Here is a 22579-nt window from a genome sequence, read left to right as displayed (position 1 = left end):
ACCCTCAACCACCACAAATGTGTCATGGCAGATACATCTCAGTGTAAGACCTGCTTGCTAGGGTCTGCGCCTTATTCGAATTGAGTGAAGGCGCACGCTATGCGATGCAATAAACCGGTTGCCCAGATCATGGTGTCGTCCCTGATACTTTCCATGCTGGCCGTTTCAGTGCATGCGGCAGGACGCTCAGGTGACGACAGGATCAACGGCGTCGATCTGCTTTCCGGGTTCGACACGTTGTGGACCACCGGTGCGACCTGGGATACCGGCACACCGACCGCGCTGGGGCAGAGCCTGCTGCGGCGCAACCTGCAAATCGTGGTTGACCGCGCCAACTCGCGCACGCTGGCTCAGGAAACCGCCGCCTATTTCGATGATCGCCGTGACCAGAGCTACAGCGCCACCAGCGGCCTGGGCTCGTTGACCGCGGCCTACAGAGCAGGCGCTGGCGCTTTCACCACCATCACGCAATTCGATGACAGCAACAAAACCGTCAAATACGACGACAAGGGCAATGGCGCAGGCAGCTCGACGTCGGCGCTGGGTAAGGTGGTCGATCTGGTCGGTGCCGTGCGCAACGATGCGTCCACCACGCCGGCCAAGTCTCATTATCTGTACCCGCGCCCGTGGCGTCAGAGTCTGGACGGGCAAAGCCTGGCGTTCGTGGTTGCACCTTCCCTGCGCCCGGCGCAAAGCACCACGCCAGCCAGCGACTCGGGTTTCCCCAGCGGGCATACCAACGCAGCCTATTTGTCTTCCTACGCATTGGGCTACGCCATCCCTGAGCGTTTCAGCGAGTTGATGCTGCGCGCCTCGGAGATTGGCAACAACCGCATCGAAGCCGGCATGCACTCGCCGTTCGACGTGATGGGCGGGCGCATCACCGCCACCTACTTTGCCATCGACAACCTGTCCAACCCGGCCAACGCGCAACTGCGCGCCGACGCCCGCGCCCAGGCACTGAGTTATTTCACCGCGCAGTGCGGCGGCGACGTCAACAATTGCATGGCAACCATCGACCCGGCCACCGACCGCACCTCCCAACACGCGCTGGACAAGGCGCTGTACACCTCGCGCATGACCTATGGCTTCGACCCGGTTGGCCCGACCAACCTGGCCCCCGTAGTGCCGGTCAGCGCCGAAGTGTTGCTGGAAACACGCTTCCCGTATCTGGACGCGAGTCAGCGCCGCGAGATCCTGGCGACCACTGAAATTTCGTCGGGCTACGCGGTGATCGATCAGTCCGGCGGCTATGGCCGTCTGAACCTGTACGCAGCAGGCGATGGCTACGCAGCGTTCAATGCCAACGTCACGGTCAACATGAACGCCAGCCTGGGCGGCTATAACGCCATCGACGCCTGGCGCAACGACATCAGCGGCAGCGGCGCGCTGATCAAGAACGGCACCGGTAACCTGATGCTGACCGGCAACAATACCTACTCGGGCGGCACCGTGATCAACGGCGGCGTGCTGACCGGTCACGCTCAGGCCTTTGGCAGCGGCACGATCACCGACAACGCGACGCTGGTGGTCGATCAATCGACCAACGACGCCCTGGCCAACACGCTGGCAGGCAGCGGTGCGTTGATCAAGCGTGGTGCCGGTTCGCTGAACCTGACCGGTAACAACAGCCTGTCCGGCGCGACAACCGTGCAAGCGGGTCGTCTGGCGGTCAACGGTAACCTCGGTAACTCCATCGTCAGCGTGCAGCAAGGCGCAACGCTGGGCGGCAACGGCTCAGTCGGCGGCATCAATGTCGCGCAGAGCGGCGTGGTTGCGCCGGGCAACTCGGTCGGGCAACTGAACGTCAACGGTGATGTAAACCTTGCTCAGGGCTCGGTCTATCAGGTCGAGTCAGACGCCAATGGCAATGCCGACCGCATCGTCGCCAGCGGCCGGGCGACGATTAATAACAGCACACTCTCACTGGTCGAAGGCGGCAACTGGCTGGCCGCGAGCCGTTACTCGATCCTCTCGGCAGCCGGCGGCGTGAGTGGTGCGTTTGCCACCGTGCAAACCAATTTCGCCTTCCTTACCCCGACGTTGAACTACACCGCAACCGATGTCGGGCTGACGCTGGACCGTAACGCACGAACCTTCTCCAGCCTGGCGACCAGCCGCAATGCACGAGCCGTCGCGCAAGGTCTGGACAGCGCTGGCGCAGGCAATGCGCTCTGGCGTCAGGTGGTGCAGGATGACGCGTCAACCGCTCAGGCCACGTTCAAGGCACTGTCCAATGAGCTGCATGCGTCGACGCAATCGGCGCTGATCGAAGACAGTCGCCTGGTGCGCAACGCCATGAACGATCGCCTGCAGCAAGCGCAGTCGGCACCCGTATTCGGCAGCACGACACAAACTCTCGCCGGTGATGACACGCGTGGCGTGGTCTGGACTCAGGCCATTGGCGCGACCGGCAAGACCGAAAGCACTCGTGATGTGTCGGGCCTCGACACGCATACCAGCGGCCTGCTGTTCGGCGCAGACGTGCCGCTCGACGACACCTGGCGTCTGGGCGCGCTGGCCGGTTTCAGCAACAGCAGCTTCGATCTGCGGCATGCCTCCGGCTCTACTGACAGCGACAATTACCATCTGGGCGTTTATGCCGGCGCCAAATGGGGCCAGCTTGGCCTGCGCCTCGGCGCGGTACACACCTGGCACGAGCTGACAGCCAAGCGCACACTGGACTTGCCGGGCTCTTCCGAGCATTTCAAAGAAGACTACAAAGCGGCGACCAATCAGGTGTTTGGCGAGCTGGGTTACGCCATCGAGCTGGGCAACGCGCAGCTTGAGCCCTTCGCCAACCTCGCGCATGTGCGACTGGACACGGACGCCTTCGATGAGAACAGCAACGCAGTCAGACTGGAGAACAAGTCTCAGGACAACAGCATCACGTTCAGCACCGTCGGCCTGCGTGCCGCCACTCGCTTGAATGCGGGCAGCGTTGCGATCAAACCCAACGCGACACTGGGCTGGCGTCGTGCCTACGGCGACGTGACGCCAGAGAGCCGCGCAGCCTTCAGCGGCGGCGATACCTTCGAACTGTCCGGGGCACCGATCTCGCGCAGTGCCGCGGTGCTCGGCGCAGGTGTCGATCTGGGGTTAAGCGACACGCTGAGCGTCGGGGTGAGTTACAACGGTCAGTTGATCAGCGATGCGTCTGATCAGACGCTGAATGCACGGGTGACGCTGGCGTTCTGAGCCTGACGTCACAGCACGAGAGTCGATAGGATAATCGACACTCGTGCTGCGCCCTTCGGGCACTCAAGGCCTGCTCACTTACTCCGCAATCAACCAGTCCATCTTCCAGCCGCCCTGGGTCTGACCCAGCTTCCCGGCCAGATACGGCATCAGCTCGCGCAACTCTTCTTCCAGGCCCCATGGCGGGTTGGCGATGGCAAGGCCTGAGCCGTTAAGGCTCGCCGGGGTGTCCAGCGGATGGACGTACAGCTCGACGCGCAGCAGCTTCGGCGCGCCGGTGTCTGCCAGATCCTGATAAAAGCGCCGCAGCAGACGCGGGTCCTTGATCGGATACCAGATCGCCGCCACCGTCTGACGCATGCGCCCGATGGTTTCCTTGAGGGCGACGGCGCAACGTTTCATTTCGTCGAGCTGCTCGAAGGGTGGGTCAATGAGCATGATCGCGCGCTTTTCAGCGACCGGCAGCAAGGCACGCGGCACATGCCAGCCTTCGCCCAAGTGCACCGCCACGCGGCGGTCGCCCTTCATGTTTTCCTTGAGCAGACGCCCGTCTTCAGGGTGCTTCTCGTTGAGCAGTACACGCTCGCGCTCGCGGGTCAAGCGGCGGGCCAGTTCGGGCGAGCCGGGGTAGTAGCGTAGTTCGCCATCAGGGTTCATGTCGTGCAGCACTTGCAGATAATCGGCCGCCAGCGCAGGCAAGTCTTCGGTATTCCACAAACGACTGACGCCCTCGAGCCATTCACCCGTGCGAGTGGCCTGATCGCCCTTGAGGTCGTAAAGACCGAGACCGGCGTGGGTATCGAGATAGGCGAATGGCTGCTCCTTGCGCGCCATGAGGGCGATCAAGCGAGTCAGCGTGAGGTGTTTGAACACATCGGCGTGGTTGCCGGCATGGTAGGCGTGACGGTAATTCATGGCAGCTCCTGGCAAGCTGCGCAGTCTAGCAAACCTGAACAATGAACAAGAATCTGTCGCGCATTTGCAGGACTCGTCTCTTTAGCTTGAAGGAAATTTCCGAGAAGCTCGCGGCCTATTGTGCCGGCCGATTTCAATCTCTACTCTGCGCCGGTCGCTGCATATTCAGCGATGAGGATTAGTAGCCCTCGATGTGATCAGGCGCAATGCGCCACCTTGTGCAAGGCGCTTTTTTACGGCCTGCCTCTCTATGGTGGCCGTGCGTGGGGCGTCTTCGGATGCACCGGTTCCTAATCACCGGGCTACTACCTGCGTTCGGCCGCCACCTTCAGATCAGTAGCCGGAGTGACGACCTTCCAGTGATCGATCAGGAGTCTCACATGCTGAAAATCGTCCCCGACCTGCCCCTCTTCAGTGCTAATCCGAACATCAGCCATGAAGACGCACTCATGCACGCCAGTGACCTGCTGCGTTGCGCCATGACCAGCGCCGCCGAGTTCAGCGACAGCATGACCGGTACGCAACGAGACATGACGCTGTCGATCATGCATCTGGTGGAAATGGCAAAAGTGATGATCGACAGCACGATAGACAATCCCCAGGCCCCATGACCGCGCCGTGAACTGAAAACGACGTGCGTGTAGCCAATCCGGCCACGCGTGATAGGCGGGGGTTGCCCGCAGCCCGTCGTCCTACCAGAATCGGAAAAAAGCCCGATCACAGGAACAGACGCCATGATGCACGCGGACTTGATTGACCAGGAAGACCTGCTTGGCCAGCTCAGAGCTCTGGGGTTCGAAACGCCAGGCGGCACCACAGCCGAACAAGCATGCGCACAAGCGGTATGCGGCCTCAACGCAGAACGCGCCACCGCCTTGCGCCGCATGGTAGAACAGCTCCTGACCGGCAGCGCCACCCTCCTCCCCGCCGTCCGCCAGGCCATCGACCAGCAATTGCTGCCTGCGTTGGCGGCTTTCAGGCAGAGTCAGAATGGGGCATGAAGGCCCAGCAAAACCCTGACTACGCGGCGCAGCGCAGAACCTGTGACGCAGAGCGTCACGCAATATATTCCGACGCTGGAGCGTGCGGAACGATAATCTCAACTATCGTCCGACGCTCTGCGTCCTGTCTCAATACTCGATCCGCACATCCCCTTTCGGCACGCTGCAGCAGGACAGGATGTAGCCCTCTGCAACATCTTCGTCGGTGATGCCACCGTTGTGCTCCATTTCCACTTCGCCACTCAGCTTCATGACCTTGCAAGTGCCGCAGATGCCCATGCCGCAGGCTTTGGGGATCATCAGGCCGAGCTTGGCGGCGGCGGCGTGGACGGTTTCGCCCGGGGCCACGCGAATGCTCTTGCCGGTGTCGGTGAATTCCACCTGATGCAGATCAGCGGCGTCGACATCGGGGGCGTCGGCAGCGATTTCGGCTTGTTCGACGGCATCGGCCCTTGCTTCAGGCGGCGTCGCACCAAACGATTCTTCATGGTACTGCGCCATGTTGAAACCGTTTTCCAGCAGCAGACGCTTGACCGCCGTCATGTAAGGCGTCGGCCCGCAGCAGAATACCTCGCGCTCCATGAAGTCAGGTGCCATCAGTTCGAGCATCTTCTGGTTCAGGTAACCGCGATAACCCGCCCAGGGCTCGCCCAGCCCGTGTTTTTCACAGACCAGATGCAGGCTGAAGTTGTTACGCGAGGCCATGTGTTCCAGTTCGCGGTGGTAGATGATGTCCTTGGGCGAGCGCGCGCTGTGCACGAAGACCATGTCGACATTGGCATTGGTGTCGTAGAACCAGCGTGCCATGGACATGACCGGGGTAATTCCTACACCGCCACTGAGGTAGAGAATTTTCGGGTTCGGGAAATCAATGGCATTGAACAGCCCGACCGGTCCGTGCACTGCCAGCTCCTGCCCTTCGTGCAAGGTGTCATGCAGGTAATTGGACACCCTGCCACCCGGCACGCGCTTGACGGTGATCGAGAAACTGTAGGGCACTGACGGCGAACTGGAGATGGTGTACGAACGCATGATCGGCACGCCGTCGATCTCCAGCTCCAGGGTGACGAACTGCCCGGGCTTGAAGAAAAACATGATCGGCTGGTCGGCCATGAAGCAGAACGTGCGTACATCCCAGGTTTCCTGGATGACTTTGACGACGCGCACCTGGTGACGCCCGTTGGCCCAAGTCTGGGTCGTGACCGGGCTCAGGAAACTTTGGGACATACTCGATCTCCACAGCCGACTGTCGGCCTCTCATACTGCGGATTCTGCGTAACGCGCGAGGCGGCCGTTTACCTATCAACGACATTCACGTACTTACCGCGACCAGCCCCGAAGAACAAGGGCTCTCGCGTCGGGAACGGATTCGGCCATGTCGCCCATGGATAAGGTTCGCCCTGCGCCCGGCTACACACTCGACATCAAGGGCAATCCGCATGAACGACTGATCCAGCGTCTTGCGTGCAACGCGACAACAACCGTATCAGCCACATTCGCAGGCCGCCCATGACGCGGTCATGAGGGATTTTAACGATGGACGTCACCGCAACCTTGAGCCTGGGCGATCCGCTGGAACCTGCACGCAAGGCCACTGCAGAAATGCTGCAGAGCCGCGAGCGCACCTACTCGCTACCGCAGCCTTTTTACAGTGATGAACGGCTGTTCGAAATCGACATGCAGGAAATTTTCCACAAGGAATGGCTGATTGCCGGGATGACCTGCGAAATCCCGACCAAGGGCAACTACCTGACACTGCAGATCGGCAAGAACCCGATCCTTGTGGTGCACGGCCCGGACGGGGCAGTCAACGCGTTTCATAACGTGTGTCGCCATCGCGGCTCACGTCTGTGCACCGCCGAGAAAGGCAAAGTCGCGAAACTGGTCTGCCATTATCATCAATGGACCTACGAACTGGACGGACGTCTGCTGTATGCCGGCACGGAAATGGGCGACGACTTCGACATGAAGCAGTTCGGCCTCAAGCCGGTGCACGTCAAGACTGCAGGCGGCTACATCTTTATCAGCCTGGCGGAGAACCCGCCTGCCATTGATGAGTTCCTCGCGACACTCAAGCACTACATGGAACCCTATGACATGGAGAACACAAAGGTGGCGGTGCAAACCACCTTGATGGAGAAGGCCAATTGGAAGCTGGTGCTGGAGAACAACCGCGAGTGCTATCACTGCGGCGGTGCACACCCGGAATTGCTCAAGACCCTGCTGGAATGGGACGACGTCACCGACCCGCGTGCCGATCAGGCGTTCAAGGACCACGTCGCCGCATCAGCCGCTGCGTGGGACGCCGAGAAAATCCCTTACGCCCACGCCAGCTTCGGCCTGCGTAACCGTATCGTGCGCATGCCGCTGCTCAAGGGCACCGTCTCTATGACCATGGACGGCAAGGTCGGCTGTAAAAAACTGATGGGCCGCATCCAGAACCCGGAACTGGGCTCGATGCGCATCCTGCACTTGCCCCACTCCTGGAACCACTGCATGGGCGATCACATCATCGTGTTCACCGTGTGGCCGATCAGCGCGCAGGAAACCATGGTCACCACCAAGTGGATTGTCCACAAGGACGCAGTGGAAGGCGTGGACTACGACGTAGCGCGCATGCGTCAGGTCTGGGATGCCACCAACGATCAGGACCGCCGTCTGGCCGAAGAGAACCAGCGCGGCATAAACTCCACCGCTTATCAGCCCGGCCCGTACTCGAAAACCTATGAGTTCGGCGTGGTCAACTTCATCGACTGGTACAGCGCGCGCATGCTGGAAAACCTTGGCGCAGAGCCAGCTCCTTACCTCAAAGGTGTGGCGGTGAATCACGAGTAGAGATTATCCCGCCAACGCGATCCTACAAGGCAGACTCACTTCAATCATGAAGTGAGTCTGCCTTGGCCACACCGACACAAAAGCCGTCACGCCGATACCATCATTTCTAACAGTTACCTGAGAACGCCTCTCGTGATCAACTCCCGTTGCAGTCAATCCAACGGACGGAGACACGGACCATGCTCAACCCAAAAAACATTAATCAATATAAAAATAAAACAGTCGATGCAGCCTCAGCCATGCCGGACATAAGAGGCAAAAATATTCTCATGGGGTTCTGGCATAACTGGCCTTCCGAACCCGGTCAAGGTTACCAGCAAGGCCTGTTCAAAGAGATGGCGCTGACCGACATACCCGAAGCGTATAACGTCGTGGCCGTGGCCTTCATGAAAGGTGCCGGCATTCCTACATTCAAGCCTTATAACCTGAGCGATGCTGCGTTTCGCGCCCAAGTGGCAGCACTGAATGCACAAGGACGTGCGGTGCTGATTTCCCTTGGCGGGGCTGACGCGCATATTGAGCTATATACCGGTCAGGAAGATGCACTGGCCTATGAAATTATTCGTCTGGTTGAAACCTATGGCTTTGACGGCCTGGATATCGACCTTGAACAAGCTGCTATTACCTTTGCCGATAACCGGACCGTATTACCCGCTGCGTTGAGGATGGTGCGCGAACATTACGAGACAGAAGGAAAGCACTTCATTATCAGTATGGCCCCCGAGTTCCCCTACCTGAGGGCCAGCAAAAAACTGCCGATATTGAAAGAGATCACGACGTATTTCCTTTCCTGAAAGAATTTGTAACCTTTCTCGAATCCCTGAGATCCGGCGGTGCCTACCTTGCTTACATCAATGCGCTGGAAGACATCTATGACTTTATCGCGCCTCAGTATTACAACCAGGGCGGCGATGGCATATGGGTCGATGAGCTCAGCCTGTGGGTGACGCAAAACAATGATGCCCACAAGAAGGAATTTCTCTATTACCTGACCGACAGCCTGATCCACGGCACGCGTGGTTTTACCAAAATCCCGGCGAACAAGCTTGCGATCGGCTTACCCACCAATAATGACGCCGCCGCGACAGGTTATGTGATCAACCCGGACGACGTGAAATACGCCCTGGACAAACTGCAGTCCGACGGCAACCCTATTCGCGGGCTGATGACATGGTCAGTCAACTGGGACGATGGCATCAGTAAAGACGGGCACAAATATGAATGGGAGTTTGCCAAACGCTACGGTTATCTCACCGGAGGCGAAACACCTGTACCTGACACCCCCTCAGTGCCCACTGACCTCAGATCAACCGAGCAAACCCCAACGTCGGTGAAACTGGCCTGGTCGCTTTCGGAAGGCACGAACCCGGTTCTGAAATATGAAGTTCGCCGTAACGGCACCTTCTTCTTTACTGTGAGCCATCCTGACTTTGAAGATACCGGCCTTCAGCCCGGCACCACTTACAGCTACCAGGTACGTGCCATTGATGTCATGGACAACACCTCGGCATTCTCCACAGCGATCAGCGTGAGTACACAGGCAGGAAGTGGCGGTGGTGCGAAACCGACAACACCGGTCTTGAGCCTGTCAGGCGTCACCGATAAAAGTGTGTCGCTGACATGGACGGCGTCTATCAGCGACATCGGACTCGAAAGGTATCAAATTGGCCGGAATGGCTGGCCTATTGAAGCGGTCAATCGTGAAACCACCCACTACACCGATGACAACGTCACTGCCGATACCGAGTATGAGTACTACGTCGTGGCACAAGATTCCAACCTTAAGTGGTCAGAGGTCAGTAATCTATTAAAGGTCTCGACGACTGGCGAAACACCTGTACCTGGTAAACCGTCAGTGCCTGTTGGTTTGCGATCAACCGAACAAACCACTTCATCGGTGACGCTCGACTGGAGTCTTTCGACGGGCCCCGGCGGCCCATTCAAGTATGAGCTCTTCAGAAATGCCCTCTCGTTGGGTAGCGACGCAATTCCTCCCTTTACCGACGACGGTCTTTCGCAAGGCAACCTTTACGGCTATCAGATCAAAGCCATCGACAGCCAGGGGAACAGTTCCGAGCTTTCTGAAGAAATCCTGGTAACGACAAAAACCGAGGCATCACCTGATCGACCTACGCCACCCGGCAACTTGCGTCAGACCGGCGTAACGGAGACCAGTGTTTCGTTGGCCTGGGACAAGTCTGAAAGTGGTCCAGGTATCAAATCTTACTTTGTGTATCGGATTGGCGCTGACCGGGTGCCTGTCGGGCCAGAGGTACTCGCGTGCACCATTGAAGGCTTGACCACAGACACCATGTATCATTTTATCGTCGGCGCATACGATAAAGAGGACGAACTATCTGGCCCGAGTAATGTTGTACAGGCGTTCACCACCAGCGCAGCGTTGCCTAAATGGGAAAAAAATACCGACTACCTGAAGGGGGATAAAGTAACCCATGGTAATGCGACCTACATCTGCCTTAATCCTCACCACTCACAAATAGACTGGCAGCCGGGCACCGTGCCGACGCTATGGGCGCTTTGGACAGAGCAGGAAGGCGCCTGGCGTTTTCGCGACTTTCCGAAAGAATGGCAGTGATTCTCGTACTGTCGTGTATCTGCTGTCATAGCCTCTGAAAAGAGCTCGTCAACGTAACGACCAATCGACTTATCCACAGCGTTACTCAAACGTTTATGGATAAGTCGATCCGCCGGCTATAACTACTAAGGAGACGCTGATTTATTCTAAAACCCAGCTGTTGCCCCCAGATAAATCAAGGCCTCCAGAGCGTTGCAGGGACGAAAAATCGAATAAATCAGCGCCTCCCTAAAGTTCGTGAGGACCTACTTGGTGTTCACCTCCAGCACGACACCTGTATATTTTTTGCGCAACCCCCTGTAACCCTTGTATTCATTGGGATACAGAAGAGCACAAACACCTTATCCACAGAAGCGCCAACAGACTTTGGGTACAACTTCATCCACATCAGCTTGCCTGCTGTGGACAATGTATGAAATGGCTGAAAAATCACCCGATTGATCCACCACTGCACGCAAAACCCTGCTTTGATCACTTTTCGTACAAAACCTCAAAAGCCTTTATTTACAAGGCTTGCAGGTAATCACAAACAACTTGTCCACAGGCACGCTAACAGAGATTGTGGGCAAACCCGGTGGTCGGCAGATGGCTGTGCGGATTTATCCATAAAAAAATGCAATAAAAATAACGAGTTAGATTGATCGTTTTTTGAGCACCACTCCGAAAGCCACGTTCTACAAGCCCTTCAGACGTTCACGAACACATTATCCACAGGCACACGCACAGGGTTTGTGTGTAAGTCTTCCCGAAAAGAACATTTACGCACTGACCTGTCAGGTTTGATAGGTATCTGAACGCCTGTTGTGCGTATAGGATTTTTCAATGCATTGCCATGGACGGGGAGTGCATTACCAACTCACTGAGAATGGACTCGGGTGTGCCGTGAAAAAATATCAAAGGATTGTAATGTCGGTGGCATTTGCCAGCGGCCTTCTGTTGGCCTGGCTGGTCACCGCGGCCCCCGGCGTAAGCCCTTCTGAAGCCTCTCCATCAGCCTTGACTGTTCCCGTTCGGGCAGCCGGTGAAGAAGCGAATGCGGGCACTTTCGAGCAGCCACGGCTGGCAGGAGAACCTGCTTTCAAAGGCGCGGTATTCCTCGACCTGACCGAGCAAGGCAACGTGTTCTATACCGCTGTGTTCGATAGCCAGCCTGATCAGGCTGATCCGGCTTTTCCCGATACGCCACGTTCAACCGAATTCTGGACCTACGCCGGCCAGCATTCAGGTCTAGGGCCGGACCTCAAGTCGTTCGATGAGCCTACCCGTGTGGGTGCACTGCACATGGGCCTGATTGATAACAAAAAGGCTTTGTTAAGCTCCAAAGTGGACGGCACGCCAAGCGCCGAAACACCCTATCCCACCACAGCACAGAGCAATGATTTCTGGGATTTCATAGGCTTTTTTGATAAATCCGGAACACCTGAAGCCATGAAAACCGATCAGGATCTGGTATGGCCTGGCCTCTTCGTATATTTCGAGCAGACCAAAAGCGTTTATCTGGCACAGCACACCGGACGCCCAAGTATCGATGCATGGCCTGCACCCGGCACAGAGCAAGGGGCTGGGTACTGGAAGTTTGCGGGGACCCTGTCAGGCATCCTGGTCCCCCTCCCCAAACCCTGGACCGACATGAGCACGTCGAAGGGCTCTTATTATCGCAACCCGCTCACCCCGCTACGCAGCCACTACTACGCATCCACATTTATCGGGTTTGCGCCCCTTCTGAATGCAGAATTCCCCGAAGGCGCGCAGAGCAATCACAACTGGGACTATCGCGGCGTACATGAAGGCTCACATACAGATCCGAAAGCCTTCGGAGAAAACACGGCGCTCGAAAAACTCCATCGCGCCAAACTGCAGGGCAAGTGGGTTTTATTCGCGGCGCACTTCGCGGGGGCAGTTGAACAGCCTTACCCAACCTGGCCTGCCAATACCACTTATTGGGGAGTGCGCCGCATCACCCAGAATGCCGGAACCTGGTGGGACCCCAGAACTGATCTGGACACCGAGACCTGGGTCGGCGCTATCCATTCAGCTCCGCAGGGCCAGGGGAAAGCGCTGTACCGTTCGCTGACGTCCTGGACCGCGCCGGCAACCGGCTGGGATTATAGCGAGACCGACGAGTTTCAGTCGTTGGGGACTTCTCTCCATGCAGGAACAGTGGCCGACCCCAAGACCCAACAGGAATTTACCTGGCCCGGCGCGGTGCATAAAACGCTGATCGACGGCACTCCCGTTTATTTCGTATCGCTGGCAGAGGGCTTTCCCTCCGAGCAGGACTGGCCGCTGCCAACCACACCAGAAAGCAATGAACACTGGTCATATATTCCGGTGATACAGCCGTTAGGCACTTTCGAAGCTCCGAGGCAATTCGCTGACTACAGCCAGGCAGGTTCGGTCTACGTGGATGGCACTGTTCCGGGCTCGCGCACGTTCTATGTTTCCAATTACGAAGGCTATCCCGCCAATGATCTCGACAGCTTCTCGACGGTGGGCATCGTCGATCCGTACTGGGTCTACGCCGGCAGACACGCAGGCACATGGAGTGACTTCAAACCCTTCGATGACTTCACCCGGATCGGCGCACTGCATGAGGCCTCGATCAAGGGTCAGCGTGTAGTACTGCGCTCACTGTTCGACGGCATGCCCTCCGCAACGACGCCCTACCCGAATGATCTCGCCAGTAACACACACTGGGAGTTCGTCACAGTGTTCAAACATGCCGGCACGGCAGACGACCTCAAAGACCGTGATGACGCCACGTGGCCGGGCGCACTTCACCTGGATGACGATCAGCACATCATTTTTGCGGCCCGACAGCAGGCTCAACCGGTTGCGGGGGGCTGGATTTATCCGGTGGGCGAAACAAGCGATGAGCAGTGGAGCTACGTGACCTCACTCAACGGAGGCACTGCCGAAACGCCGCGCGAACGTAACGACATCAACACGCCCGGCGCAATCTTTGCCGACCAGCTTAGCCTGACCCATCAAAAACTTTTCCGCTCCAGATTTTCCGGATTTGCCCAGGATGTAGGTGCTCTCTATCCCTCAGGTGAAGAATCCAACGCGTTCTATGAGTACGCCGGAGAACATGCCGGCACCTTCTCGGACCCAAAAACCTTTACCGATCCTACCTGGCCAGATGCGATACACGTAGCAACCATCAATGGCCAACGAGCGTTTCTCAAATCGAAGATGACCGGAAAGCCCTCCTCGCAAACCCCTTATCCCGAAGAGCTGACAAGCACAGACTTCTGGGAGTTCATGTTTACTTCCGATCAGGCGGGCACTTATGCCGACCCCAAATCAATGAGCGGCCAGACCTGGATTGGAGCTGTTCACGAGTACAGCTCATCGGGCAGAAGCCAGCTTTACATCGCCCAGCAGTCGGGAAACCCGATCGCCGACCATTGGCCCCTCCCGACTGCAGGGGACACGGAGTATTGGAAAGTGATGGGCCTGGTCCGACACAAAGGCACGTTTGCCGACCCGAAAGACTTCGATGAAATGACCAGCCAGGGGCTGATTCACGCCACTACCATTGAAGGCCAACACATCTATTACCGCGCCCTCGCACGAGGCGTACCTCAAGCCAATGACTGGAGTTACCCAGCGCCCGGGACCGACAACGAGCACTGGGAGTATTTGGGCACAAACGCTCCCGAGGGCACCTGGGCCGATCCGAAAGACACCTCCGGATTTACCACGCCCGGCAGCATTCACGCGATGCAGGCCCGAGACCGTACGCTGTATCTGCTCTCCAAAGTCGATGGACTGTTTGCCGAACACGACTGGCCGATTCCGCTGGACGGAGAAAATGATTACTGGACAGTGGTCGGGGAATCCAGGCATTCGGGCGATATTATCGACCCCAAGGATCAGCAGGAAGTGACCTGGACCGGAGCGATTCATATGCGCGAGGTCGAAAACACCAGACGCTATTACCGCTCGAAGATTGTGGGCAATCTCGCTGTCATCGGTATCGATCACCCGCTTCCGCTGCAAGCAGCCGGCAACGCATGGTGGGAGTTCGTAGGGCAAGCCTCTCATCAAGGCACACTGACTGATCCAGTGCAGGCCGGGGAGATGATCAGGCCCGGAGACACTGTCAGGGTCATCCATACCACGGACGAGTATTACCAGGCTCGTTTTGCCGGTGTTTTCGATACTGGGCATCCTTTGCCTGAATCACAGCACAGCAATGACGACTGGTCTTATGTGGGTAAAAGTGCGTTTTCAGGCACCTTGCAATCGCCCAAGGATGCTTACGAAATCACCTGGCCTGGCGCGATTCACCGCTTTGAAGTCGATGGAAAGGCTTACTTCGCAAGATCCCTCATTGACGGCGCGCCCGGCCTGGAAGGATGGCACTATCCGACACCGCCTGACAGTAACGAGCAATGGTCTTATCTGGACATGGGCATTCACGCGGGCAGCTGGCTCGATCCGAAACCTGAATCCGATGCAACCTGGCCAGGCGCGCTGCACGTGGTGAAAATCCCAACCGGCATTGGCGAAAGTTTTACCCGATGGTTCTACAGATCGAAAATCTGGGGGCATGTAACGGACGACGAAGAGGGCTACGGAAACAACGACAACTTTGAACAGGTTGGCTATTCGATTTTTCAAGGCACACTGAACAGTCCCAAGTATTTCGATCAGCCAACCTGGGCGGGCGCCATCCATCTGGACCGGGAAACGCGGTTTCTGTTCGAAGCCAAAAAATCCGGCGAAATGGGTAAAGAGGTAGGCGAACGGCCAACCACGCCGACGGATAACGAGTCCTGGCACTTCCTGGGCATCAGCAGACACGCTGGAACCGACACTGATCCCAAGGAATGGGATGAATACACTTGGCCCGGACGTCTGCATCGCTATGAGCATGATGGCAAAACACTCTATTTTCGTGCACAGATGACGGGGACACCGTCAGACCATGGCTGGTACTACCCGACAGATGAAAGCAGCACCGAGCAGTGGGCCTATTACGGCACGACGTCGCATGCAGGCACTTTTGCCGACCCTCATAGGCCTGATGAAGTCACGTGGAGGGGAGCGATTCATCGCGTAGAAAAAGACGGTATACGTTTCTATTTCAAAGCGAGGATCGCCGGGATACCCAACCAGCAGAACTGGACCTACCCCACAGACGCCACGAGCAATACCTATTACATATACGCAGCAACTGAAAGACACGCCGGTACTATCAGCGATCCCAAGGATGAGAACGAGCCCGTCATACCAGGCGACTATGTAACCACCACGCATGAGGATGGTGATCATTATTTCATCGCGAAAAACAGCGGTGTTCCTTCATTGAACGGCTGGCCAACCCCCTCCGATCAACAAGACAACGAAAACTGGGTTTTCTATGGCATCTCCAGAAACGCCGGGACCGTCGATGACCCTAAAGAATGGAACGAGGTCAGCTGGCGCGGTGCCGTTCATGTGCGCAGTGTCAGCGGGATGCGCTTGTTGTTTAGCGTGAACTCGCACAAGGAGGGTATTCCAGAACATGATCAATGGACGCTGCCGCCCAGTGCGCCCCTGGATGCGGCTGAAGTCGGGAAGTCTTCTGCCGGCCTCGCACAGTCACCGGCCTGGAAGTTTCTTCAGGTCACGCACCTCAATGGAACACGCGATCAGCCCAAAAGCCTGGCTGACTGGACACAGAATGGCCTTGTCCATCAGACAACCATCGACTATCAAAGCATGTTGTTCAGGTCGAAGTTCACCGGAAAGAAAGACTACCCCAAGGAGCAGCCCGCTAAAGGCGACCCTGTTGCCGACAAGAGCTCTACATGGTGGGAGTTCTTCCGCAAGGGACGAGGCACGTTCAAAGTGCCCAATACCTGGAACGACTACGCCTACCCGGATGATATCTACAGCTACGACTATCAGGGCGAACGGTTGTTGTTCCGCGCAGAAAAAGAGGGTCGTCCGTCCGAAACGGGCCGCTGCTTTCCAACCTCGGAATACAGCACGTCAGACTGGACATACCTCTACAAAAATGAAGGTAACTACGCCGATCCCAAAACATGGAGCGAATTTACGCGTGTGGGGGAAATTCATCGTCACGATGACAATGGCCAGACATTGTTCTTTAAGGCCTTGCAGGAAGGCAGCCCGGCCAGACATAACTGGTATTACCCGGCTGGTGCCACAGACAACAGTTTCTGGACCTACGCTGGCAAGCATTCAGGAACATGGCAGGATCCCAAGGAGTGGGACGAACCTACTTACGCAGGCGCCATTCACTCGCTGAATAACATCACTTTTTACCGTTCGAAATTTTCCGGCAACGCGGCCGCGCATTTCTGGTATTACCCGACCTCCGGAACAGAAAACGCCTACTGGATCAGGGTAAACAAGGACACGTATGCCGCGCCGGGCATCAATGACTTTACCCGGACATTCGATCAGTACACGTGGGTCACTGCGCACAATGCTTATCTGGACGCCATTACTCCACAACTGGAGCGCGGTATCAGGGGGTTCATGCTGGATATTCACATGGACGTGGGCGATTACAACGGGCAAAAACGGGTTCGGGTATGCCATCTGCCAGCGATCGGTGCATGCTGGGCAGACGCGCCCTTGTTAAGCGACGTGCTCAGAGAGTTTGTTGCCTATATGCAGAAAGACCGAAACGCCGTCATTTCCCTGCTGTTCGAATCGACGCTGAGCTCAGACGAACTGCGTCCGGTGCTGGAACAAGTGCCAGAACTGGCAGATTACAGCCATGTGTCCAATGGAGACAGTTGGCCAACACTTCGGGAAATGATCGACAGTAACAAACGCCTCGTCATGTTATCGAACGGAGAAGTGGCCATAAGGTACACGCTGGCCGGCAAGCAGGCCGAGGTTCTTTGGGCACCCAATACACAAGTCGAGAACACCTATAACCTGGGTATAACGTCGCTGGTTCATGATTGGCAATGCAAAAGCCGCTACGGTTCCATGGACCTTTCGTTACGCACCCGAGACGGCGGCCTGCCGCGGTTATTTGTCCTCAATCAATTCCATGCCTGGGGCAGTACTACGCTGCATGCAGGGGACATGGACAACAACCTGACCTGGTTGCAGCGCCGGGTAGAAAACCATTGCGGCCAAGCGACCGGTTGGCGCAAACCCAACTACCTGGCCATTGATTTCAACCAGGTGGGAGACGCACTGCCCTATGCCGCGACGCTTTCTCAAGGCGGTCTTTATTTCTACGAACGCAACAAGGCCGATCGTGGAGGCGACGCCTCTTGCGTGTTGCCGGTCAATCAGGGCGGGGGCAGCAGCGGCGTTCAATATGATATGAAGCTCGCCTCACGCGGGTGTGAGAACGACGAACTCAGGTCCATGGAACTGGAGGGCGTCCGCGCAGGCACGCGTATCGAACTGTACGACAACCCCAATGGTGATCGGCAGGATGACTTTACGATCATAGACGTCAAACAATCGGTCCCCATGGGTACACGGGTGCGAATCGATTCATTCGAGGGCTCGGCGGATACGTTCTATTACCGCAAACTCGCCTCTCGCAATAACGGGCTTGACGGTAAGGTTTCACGTATAAAAGTGCTTAACAAACCAGATGACAATGACATCAGCGACGCAAGCATTGTGTTCTACGAAGGCAATGGGGCAACACAAAATATCGTCTGCACGGTGCCCTTCAATGTGGACAGACAATTCAAGATGGGCAGTGGCAATAACAGCTATGGCTGCGACAACGATGAAATACGCTCTGCCAAGATACTCAAGGCCGGCAAGGGATCGATGTTTTCGGTGACTGGCAGGCCGGACGGAGGCTTTGGTCAAGGCCGTACAGGCGTGACGTTCAAACGAGCCATTTTGCTACCCATCACGATTTCGAGTTTCGATCGCAGTTACGAAAACGCGGATGTCAAAGTCGAGGTCAGCAATGGCGGTGATCTGGACGGGAGTATTTCGTATGCCTACTTCCGGCCTCTCTCCGAGCAGAAAGGCAAACCGCCCATTAAAGAGGGCAGCACAAGACCCTAGCCTTACTTTACGACGCCCTCTTCGATCAACAGCTTCAGAATCGCGGCTGCGCCCTCTTCAGGGCGCAGCCCCTTGAGCACCTGGCCCCCGCCGCCACTGGCCTTGGCAGTAGCGGCTTTCATGCGATCAGCGCCGCTCTTGGCCTTGATCACTTTCAGGCGTTTGGGCCGCGGTCTGGCTGGCTGCAGCGCTTGGTTGGTCAATAACTTATCGGCAACTACCTGAACTCTTTCTGTGTCCAGCGTGCCACGCTGTGCAGGCCCGAATGCGCTCTGCCGGGGTTTGGGAGCCGCGTTTTCCACAGTGGCCAGAAACGGCAGGCGGACCTTCAGCCGACGACGCTGGCCGCGAGGCAGAGCCTGCAACACCAGCGCGATGCCGTTGTTCAGCGACTCGACTTCAGCCAGACCGGTCACCAGTGGCCAGCCCAGCCTTTCAGCCAACAGAAAGGGCAGCATGCCCGACCCTTCACCGGTTTCAGCCTGACTGCCGGCCAGCACCACCTGTGCAGCAGAATCCTGGAGGTAGTCGGTCAACGCAATCAGCGCATCGGCGCCCTCGGGTTGCTCCAGCACATGCAGCTCGTTGAGCCCCATGCCAAGGTAAGCGCGCAACGCCGGTTCTTCGGCATTGCCGGCGTGCAGTACCTGCAAGTTATCCCCAGCCAGCTGCAAACCAAGCTCGACGGCCCGCGCATCCTGTTCGGCGCGGCGCGCACGACCTGATGTCGGGTGCGCCCCGATGGATACCAGACTGATGATCTGTACCGCATGCTTATCCACAGACACTTCAGGCTGCATCACGCTTACCTCCGCTGCGCCAGGCTTGCACTGCGGCTATCAACGCCGTGAGCACTTCGGCGCTTTCGCCGATGACCGATAGATCAGCGCGCTTGACCATGTCGCACCCCGCATCCAGATTGATCGCAATGACCTTGTCACAGGCGCCGATACCTTGCAGGTGCTGAATCGCCCCTGAGATGCCGACCGCCAGGTAAACCCGCGCCGTCACCCACGTGCCACTGGCACCCACCTGACGCTCGCGCCCCATGAAACCGTCATCCACTGCCACCCGCGACGCCCCCTCGGTTGCGCCCAAGGCCAAAGCGGCGCGGTGGAAAAGATCCCAATCCCGCACGCCGTTACCACCCGACAAGATGAATTCTGCCTCGGCCATGGGGATAACTGCCGGGTCGACCGCCACTGCGCCCAGGTCTTCAATACGCGACAGGCTACGCGCCGCGCCTGTGGATAACTCGACGGGCAACGCTTCATGGCGGGTTTCACTGACCGGCTCGGCGCACTCGACGTCGACCAGAATCAACCGCGCCAAGGGACGAACAAGGTCTTCGCGCCCTGCTCCGGCGCGGCTTGTGCACTGCCCGTCGTTGACCTGCCAGACCCGCGTCGCAGGGCGCTCGCCGAGGCTGGCCGCAAAGCGCCGCCCAAGCTCACCGCAACCGGTGCGGCTGTCAGGAAATAACCAGTGCTGCGGGCCAAACTGGTTATCCACAGCACGCAAACCCTGCACGCGTTGTTCAGGGGAGTAGCCATCGAACTCGTTACCGTCGAGCAACAACAGGCGATCCACACCTGCACTGTCGAACGCCGTCTCTTTATGCTCGCCGAACACCACCGCCAGCACCGCGCCGTCGGCACCCGCCAGTTGGCGCGCCAGGCCCAGCAAGTCGCGATCATGGCTGCTCAAACGACCGCCGACCATGTCGGGAACAACGTTGATATAGAACGCGGGCGCAGCGATCACATACAGCGGCAGCTGGACGTCGGACACCGCCGAACGCTTGCTCGCCCCGCCCTGCTGCGCGCCGCTGCGGTCGATGCGCTTGATGCCGTGGGGGCCGATAAACCCCAGGCCATGCACGTTTTTGCGCACCAAGCCGTTGGGTCCCATCCAGCTGCTTTGTGCGGGCTGCATGGCCGCGTGCAGTGGGTGCAGTCGATTGCGGGCGATCCACTCGGCGCGTGGATCACGGCGGATAATGTCACTCATCAGTGCACCTCCGCAGGTTCACGCTTAGCGGCAACAGACGGGCTGGGGATAACTTCGTCAATCAGCGCATCGGCCACCAGTTCAGCGATGTCTTTGATAAGCGGCCGCGGTTCGACCACGCCTTCAAGCATGGCCGTGCATTGTGGACAACCCACCGCCACGACTTCGGCAGCAGTTTCGCGAATGTCGTCCATGCGCATGTCGGGAATCCGCTGCTTGCCGGGGATGTCCGTAATCGGTGCGCCGCCCCCGCCACCGCAGCAGCGGGAACGAAAGCCCGAGCGCTGCATTTCCCTGACCTCGATACCCAGCGCGCGCAGCACTTCACGCGGTGCTTCGTATTCGCCGTTGTAGCGGCCCAGGTAACACGGGTCGTGATAGGTCACGCTGGCGCCTTTGTGCTGGCCCAGATTCAGGGCACCGCGCTGTACCAGTTCCGCCATGAAGGTACTGTGATGCTGCACCTGATAGTCACCGCCCAATGCGCCGTACTCATTTTTCAGCACATGAAAGCTGTGCGGGTCGCAGGTCACGATGCGTTTGAAGCGGTACTGGGCCAAGGTCTGAATGTTACGGCGGGCGAGCGCCTGGAAGGTTGCTTCATCGCCCAGGCGCCGGGCCACGTCACCGCTGTCGCGTTCTTCAAGGCCCAGCACGGCGAAGTCCACCCTGGCCGCCTTGAGGACTTTGACGAACGCGCGCAGGGTGCGTTGATTACGCATGTCGAACGCGCCATCACCGACCCAGAACAGCACATCCACGGTTTTTTTCTCGCTGAGCAATGTCAGGTTCAGATCGGCCGCCCAGTTCATTCGCCCGCCTGGTGCAAACCCGCCGGGGTTGTCGGTGGCGATCAGGTTGTCCAGCACCTCGGCGCCCTTGTTTGGCGTAGCGCCCTTTTCAAGGGTCAGGTGGCGGCGCATGTCGACGATGGCATCCACGTGCTCGATCATCATCGGGCACTCTTCGACACACGCGCGGCAGGTGGTGCAGGACCACAGCGTCTCGGCATCCACCAGACCATTGACGATGGGCTGATGCGGGTTGCCGCCATGCTCGCCCAGTGGCTTGCCTTTGCCATCCTGTGATGGGTAAGGGCTACCGGCGAATTTTACATCGGTGCCGCCCGCCAGACCGACGACCATGTCCTGAATCAGCTTCTTGGGGTTCAGGGGCTGACCTGCTGCGAACGCCGGGCATGCCGCTTCACATTTGCCGCATTGCACACAGGCGTCGAAACCCAGTAATTGGTTCCAGGTGAAGTCCTTGGGTTTTTCCACACCTAGTGGCGCGCTGCGGTCGTTCAGATCCAACGGTTTCAAACCAGTCGAGCGACCGCCTCCAAAACGCTCGGCACGTCGGTGCCACGCCAAGTGCAGGGCGCCAGCAAAGGCATGCTTCATCGGCCCGCCCCAGGTCATGCCGAAGAACAGCTCGCTCACGCCCCACAGCACGCCCAGCCCAAGAACAGCGACCAGCACCCAGCCGCCGAAGTGCTCGGGAAGAATACCGGCAACCGGCAAAGTGACTAGAAAAAAGCTCGCGGAAAACGCCATGAGGCTTTTCGGCAGGCGCATCCACGGGCCTTTCGACAGACGCGCGGGCGGATTGAGACGACGTTTATAGACAAATACCGCGCCGACAAACATCACCGCTGTCATTAGCAATAGCGCGTAGCCAAGAACGCGGTTATGCAGGCCGAAGCCGTGCACCAGAATCGCCAGCACGATTGAGGCAACCGCCCCGCCTGCAGTGGCAACGTGGGTGTTGGCGATGTATTTATCGCGTGCGACTACGTGGTGCAGGGCGACCATGTAGCGCTTGGGCATGGCCAGCAGACCGCCGAGCAAGTCGACTTTCGAGGGCCTTCCGTTGCGCCACATGCTCACCCGCCGCCATGCACCCAGCGCCGCAAGGGCCAGGGCGCTGAACAGCAGGATGGGAAGAAGGGTGTCTAGCATCTGAAGCTCCAGGTACCAAGCGATCTTGCAGTCCGGGTGACGCTTCG

General features: G+C 57.9%; 11 protein-coding genes and 1 pseudogene. 7 read left to right on the top strand and 5 right to left on the bottom strand.

From position 1 onward, the window contains the following. Positions 1-99: 99 nt before the first annotated feature. Entirely contained in the window at positions 100-3198 is a 3099-nt protein-coding gene (locus tag BLT55_RS23530; RefSeq protein WP_054999595.1) for an autotransporter domain-containing protein, read from the top strand. Between the two features lie 78 nt (positions 3199-3276). On the opposite strand, the gene BLT55_RS23525 is transcribed toward BLT55_RS23530, so the two are convergent. Next, a complete protein-coding gene (locus tag BLT55_RS23525) occupies positions 3277-4113 on the bottom strand; it encodes a 23S rRNA (adenine(2030)-N(6))-methyltransferase RlmJ (protein WP_054999596.1) in 837 nt (278 codons plus the stop codon). A gap of 380 nt (positions 4114-4493) precedes the next feature. Between BLT55_RS23525 and BLT55_RS23520 the strand changes: the two genes are divergently transcribed. Beyond that, positions 4494-4724 carry a DUF6124 family protein gene (locus BLT55_RS23520; RefSeq protein WP_054999597.1) on the top strand — a complete coding sequence of 77 codons (231 nt, stop codon included), beginning with the start codon at positions 4494-4496 and terminating at the stop codon, positions 4722-4724. A 123-nt stretch (positions 4725-4847) separates the two neighbouring features. Then, the gene (locus BLT55_RS23515; RefSeq protein WP_054999598.1) at positions 4848-5114 is read left to right on the top strand and encodes a hypothetical protein; all 267 of its coding nucleotides are present in this window, start codon (positions 4848-4850) and stop codon (positions 5112-5114) included. 129 nt (positions 5115-5243) lie between these two features. Here the strand turns inward: BLT55_RS23515 and gbcB are convergent, their stop codons facing one another. Further along, positions 5244-6341 (bottom strand): glycine-betaine demethylase subunit GbcB, encoded by a 1098-nt coding sequence (gene gbcB, locus BLT55_RS23510; RefSeq protein ID WP_054999599.1) that lies wholly within the window; start codon positions 6339-6341, stop codon positions 5244-5246. A gap of 148 nt (positions 6342-6489) precedes the next feature. Between gbcB and BLT55_RS33570 the strand changes: the two genes are divergently transcribed. The 4 genes and pseudogenes from BLT55_RS33570 to BLT55_RS23490 all read left to right on the top strand — a co-directional run bounded on the left by BLT55_RS33570 (position 6490) and on the right by BLT55_RS23490 (position 18561). After that, complete coding sequence (locus tag BLT55_RS33570) at positions 6490-6627, top strand: hypothetical protein (RefSeq protein ID WP_156357518.1); 138 nt, start codon at positions 6490-6492, stop codon at positions 6625-6627. A 23-nt stretch (positions 6628-6650) separates the two neighbouring features. Next, positions 6651-7949 (top strand): glycine-betaine demethylase subunit GbcA, encoded by a 1299-nt coding sequence (gene gbcA, locus BLT55_RS23500; protein WP_054999600.1) that lies wholly within the window; start codon positions 6651-6653, stop codon positions 7947-7949. 179 nt (positions 7950-8128) lie between these two features. Further along, positions 8129-10545 (top strand): annotated as a pseudogene (locus BLT55_RS23495) (fibronectin type III domain-containing protein). A gap of 906 nt (positions 10546-11451) precedes the next feature. Continuing rightward, on the top strand, positions 11452-18561 hold the full coding sequence (locus BLT55_RS23490) for a phosphoinositide-specific phospholipase C-related protein (RefSeq protein WP_223862763.1): 7110 nt from the start codon (positions 11452-11454) through the stop codon (positions 18559-18561). Positions 18562-18563: 2 nt separating this feature from the next. On the opposite strand, the gene etfB is transcribed toward BLT55_RS23490, so the two are convergent. From etfB to dgcB, 3 genes are read right to left on the bottom strand one after another with little or no spacing between them, the layout of a single operon-like run. After that, complete coding sequence (gene etfB / locus BLT55_RS23485) at positions 18564-19361, bottom strand: electron transfer flavoprotein subunit beta (RefSeq protein WP_054999601.1); 798 nt, start codon at positions 19359-19361, stop codon at positions 18564-18566. Continuing rightward, the gene (etfA, locus tag BLT55_RS23480; RefSeq protein ID WP_054999602.1) at positions 19351-20571 is read right to left on the bottom strand and encodes an electron transfer flavoprotein subunit alpha; all 1221 of its coding nucleotides are present in this window, start codon (positions 20569-20571) and stop codon (positions 19351-19353) included. Before etfA ends, etfB begins: the two co-directional genes overlap by 11 nt. Further along, a complete protein-coding gene (dgcB, locus tag BLT55_RS23475; protein ID WP_054999603.1) occupies positions 20571-22532 on the bottom strand; it encodes a dimethylglycine demethylation protein DgcB in 1962 nt (653 codons plus the stop codon). Before dgcB ends, etfA begins: the two co-directional genes overlap by 1 nt. Positions 22533-22579 lie beyond the last annotated feature (47 nt).

It is taken from the genome of Pseudomonas cannabina (genome assembly GCF_900100365.1).
Lineage (GTDB): Bacteria > Pseudomonadota > Gammaproteobacteria > Pseudomonadales > Pseudomonadaceae > Aquipseudomonas > Aquipseudomonas cannabina.
This window is presented reverse-complemented; position numbering and strand designations above follow the sequence as displayed.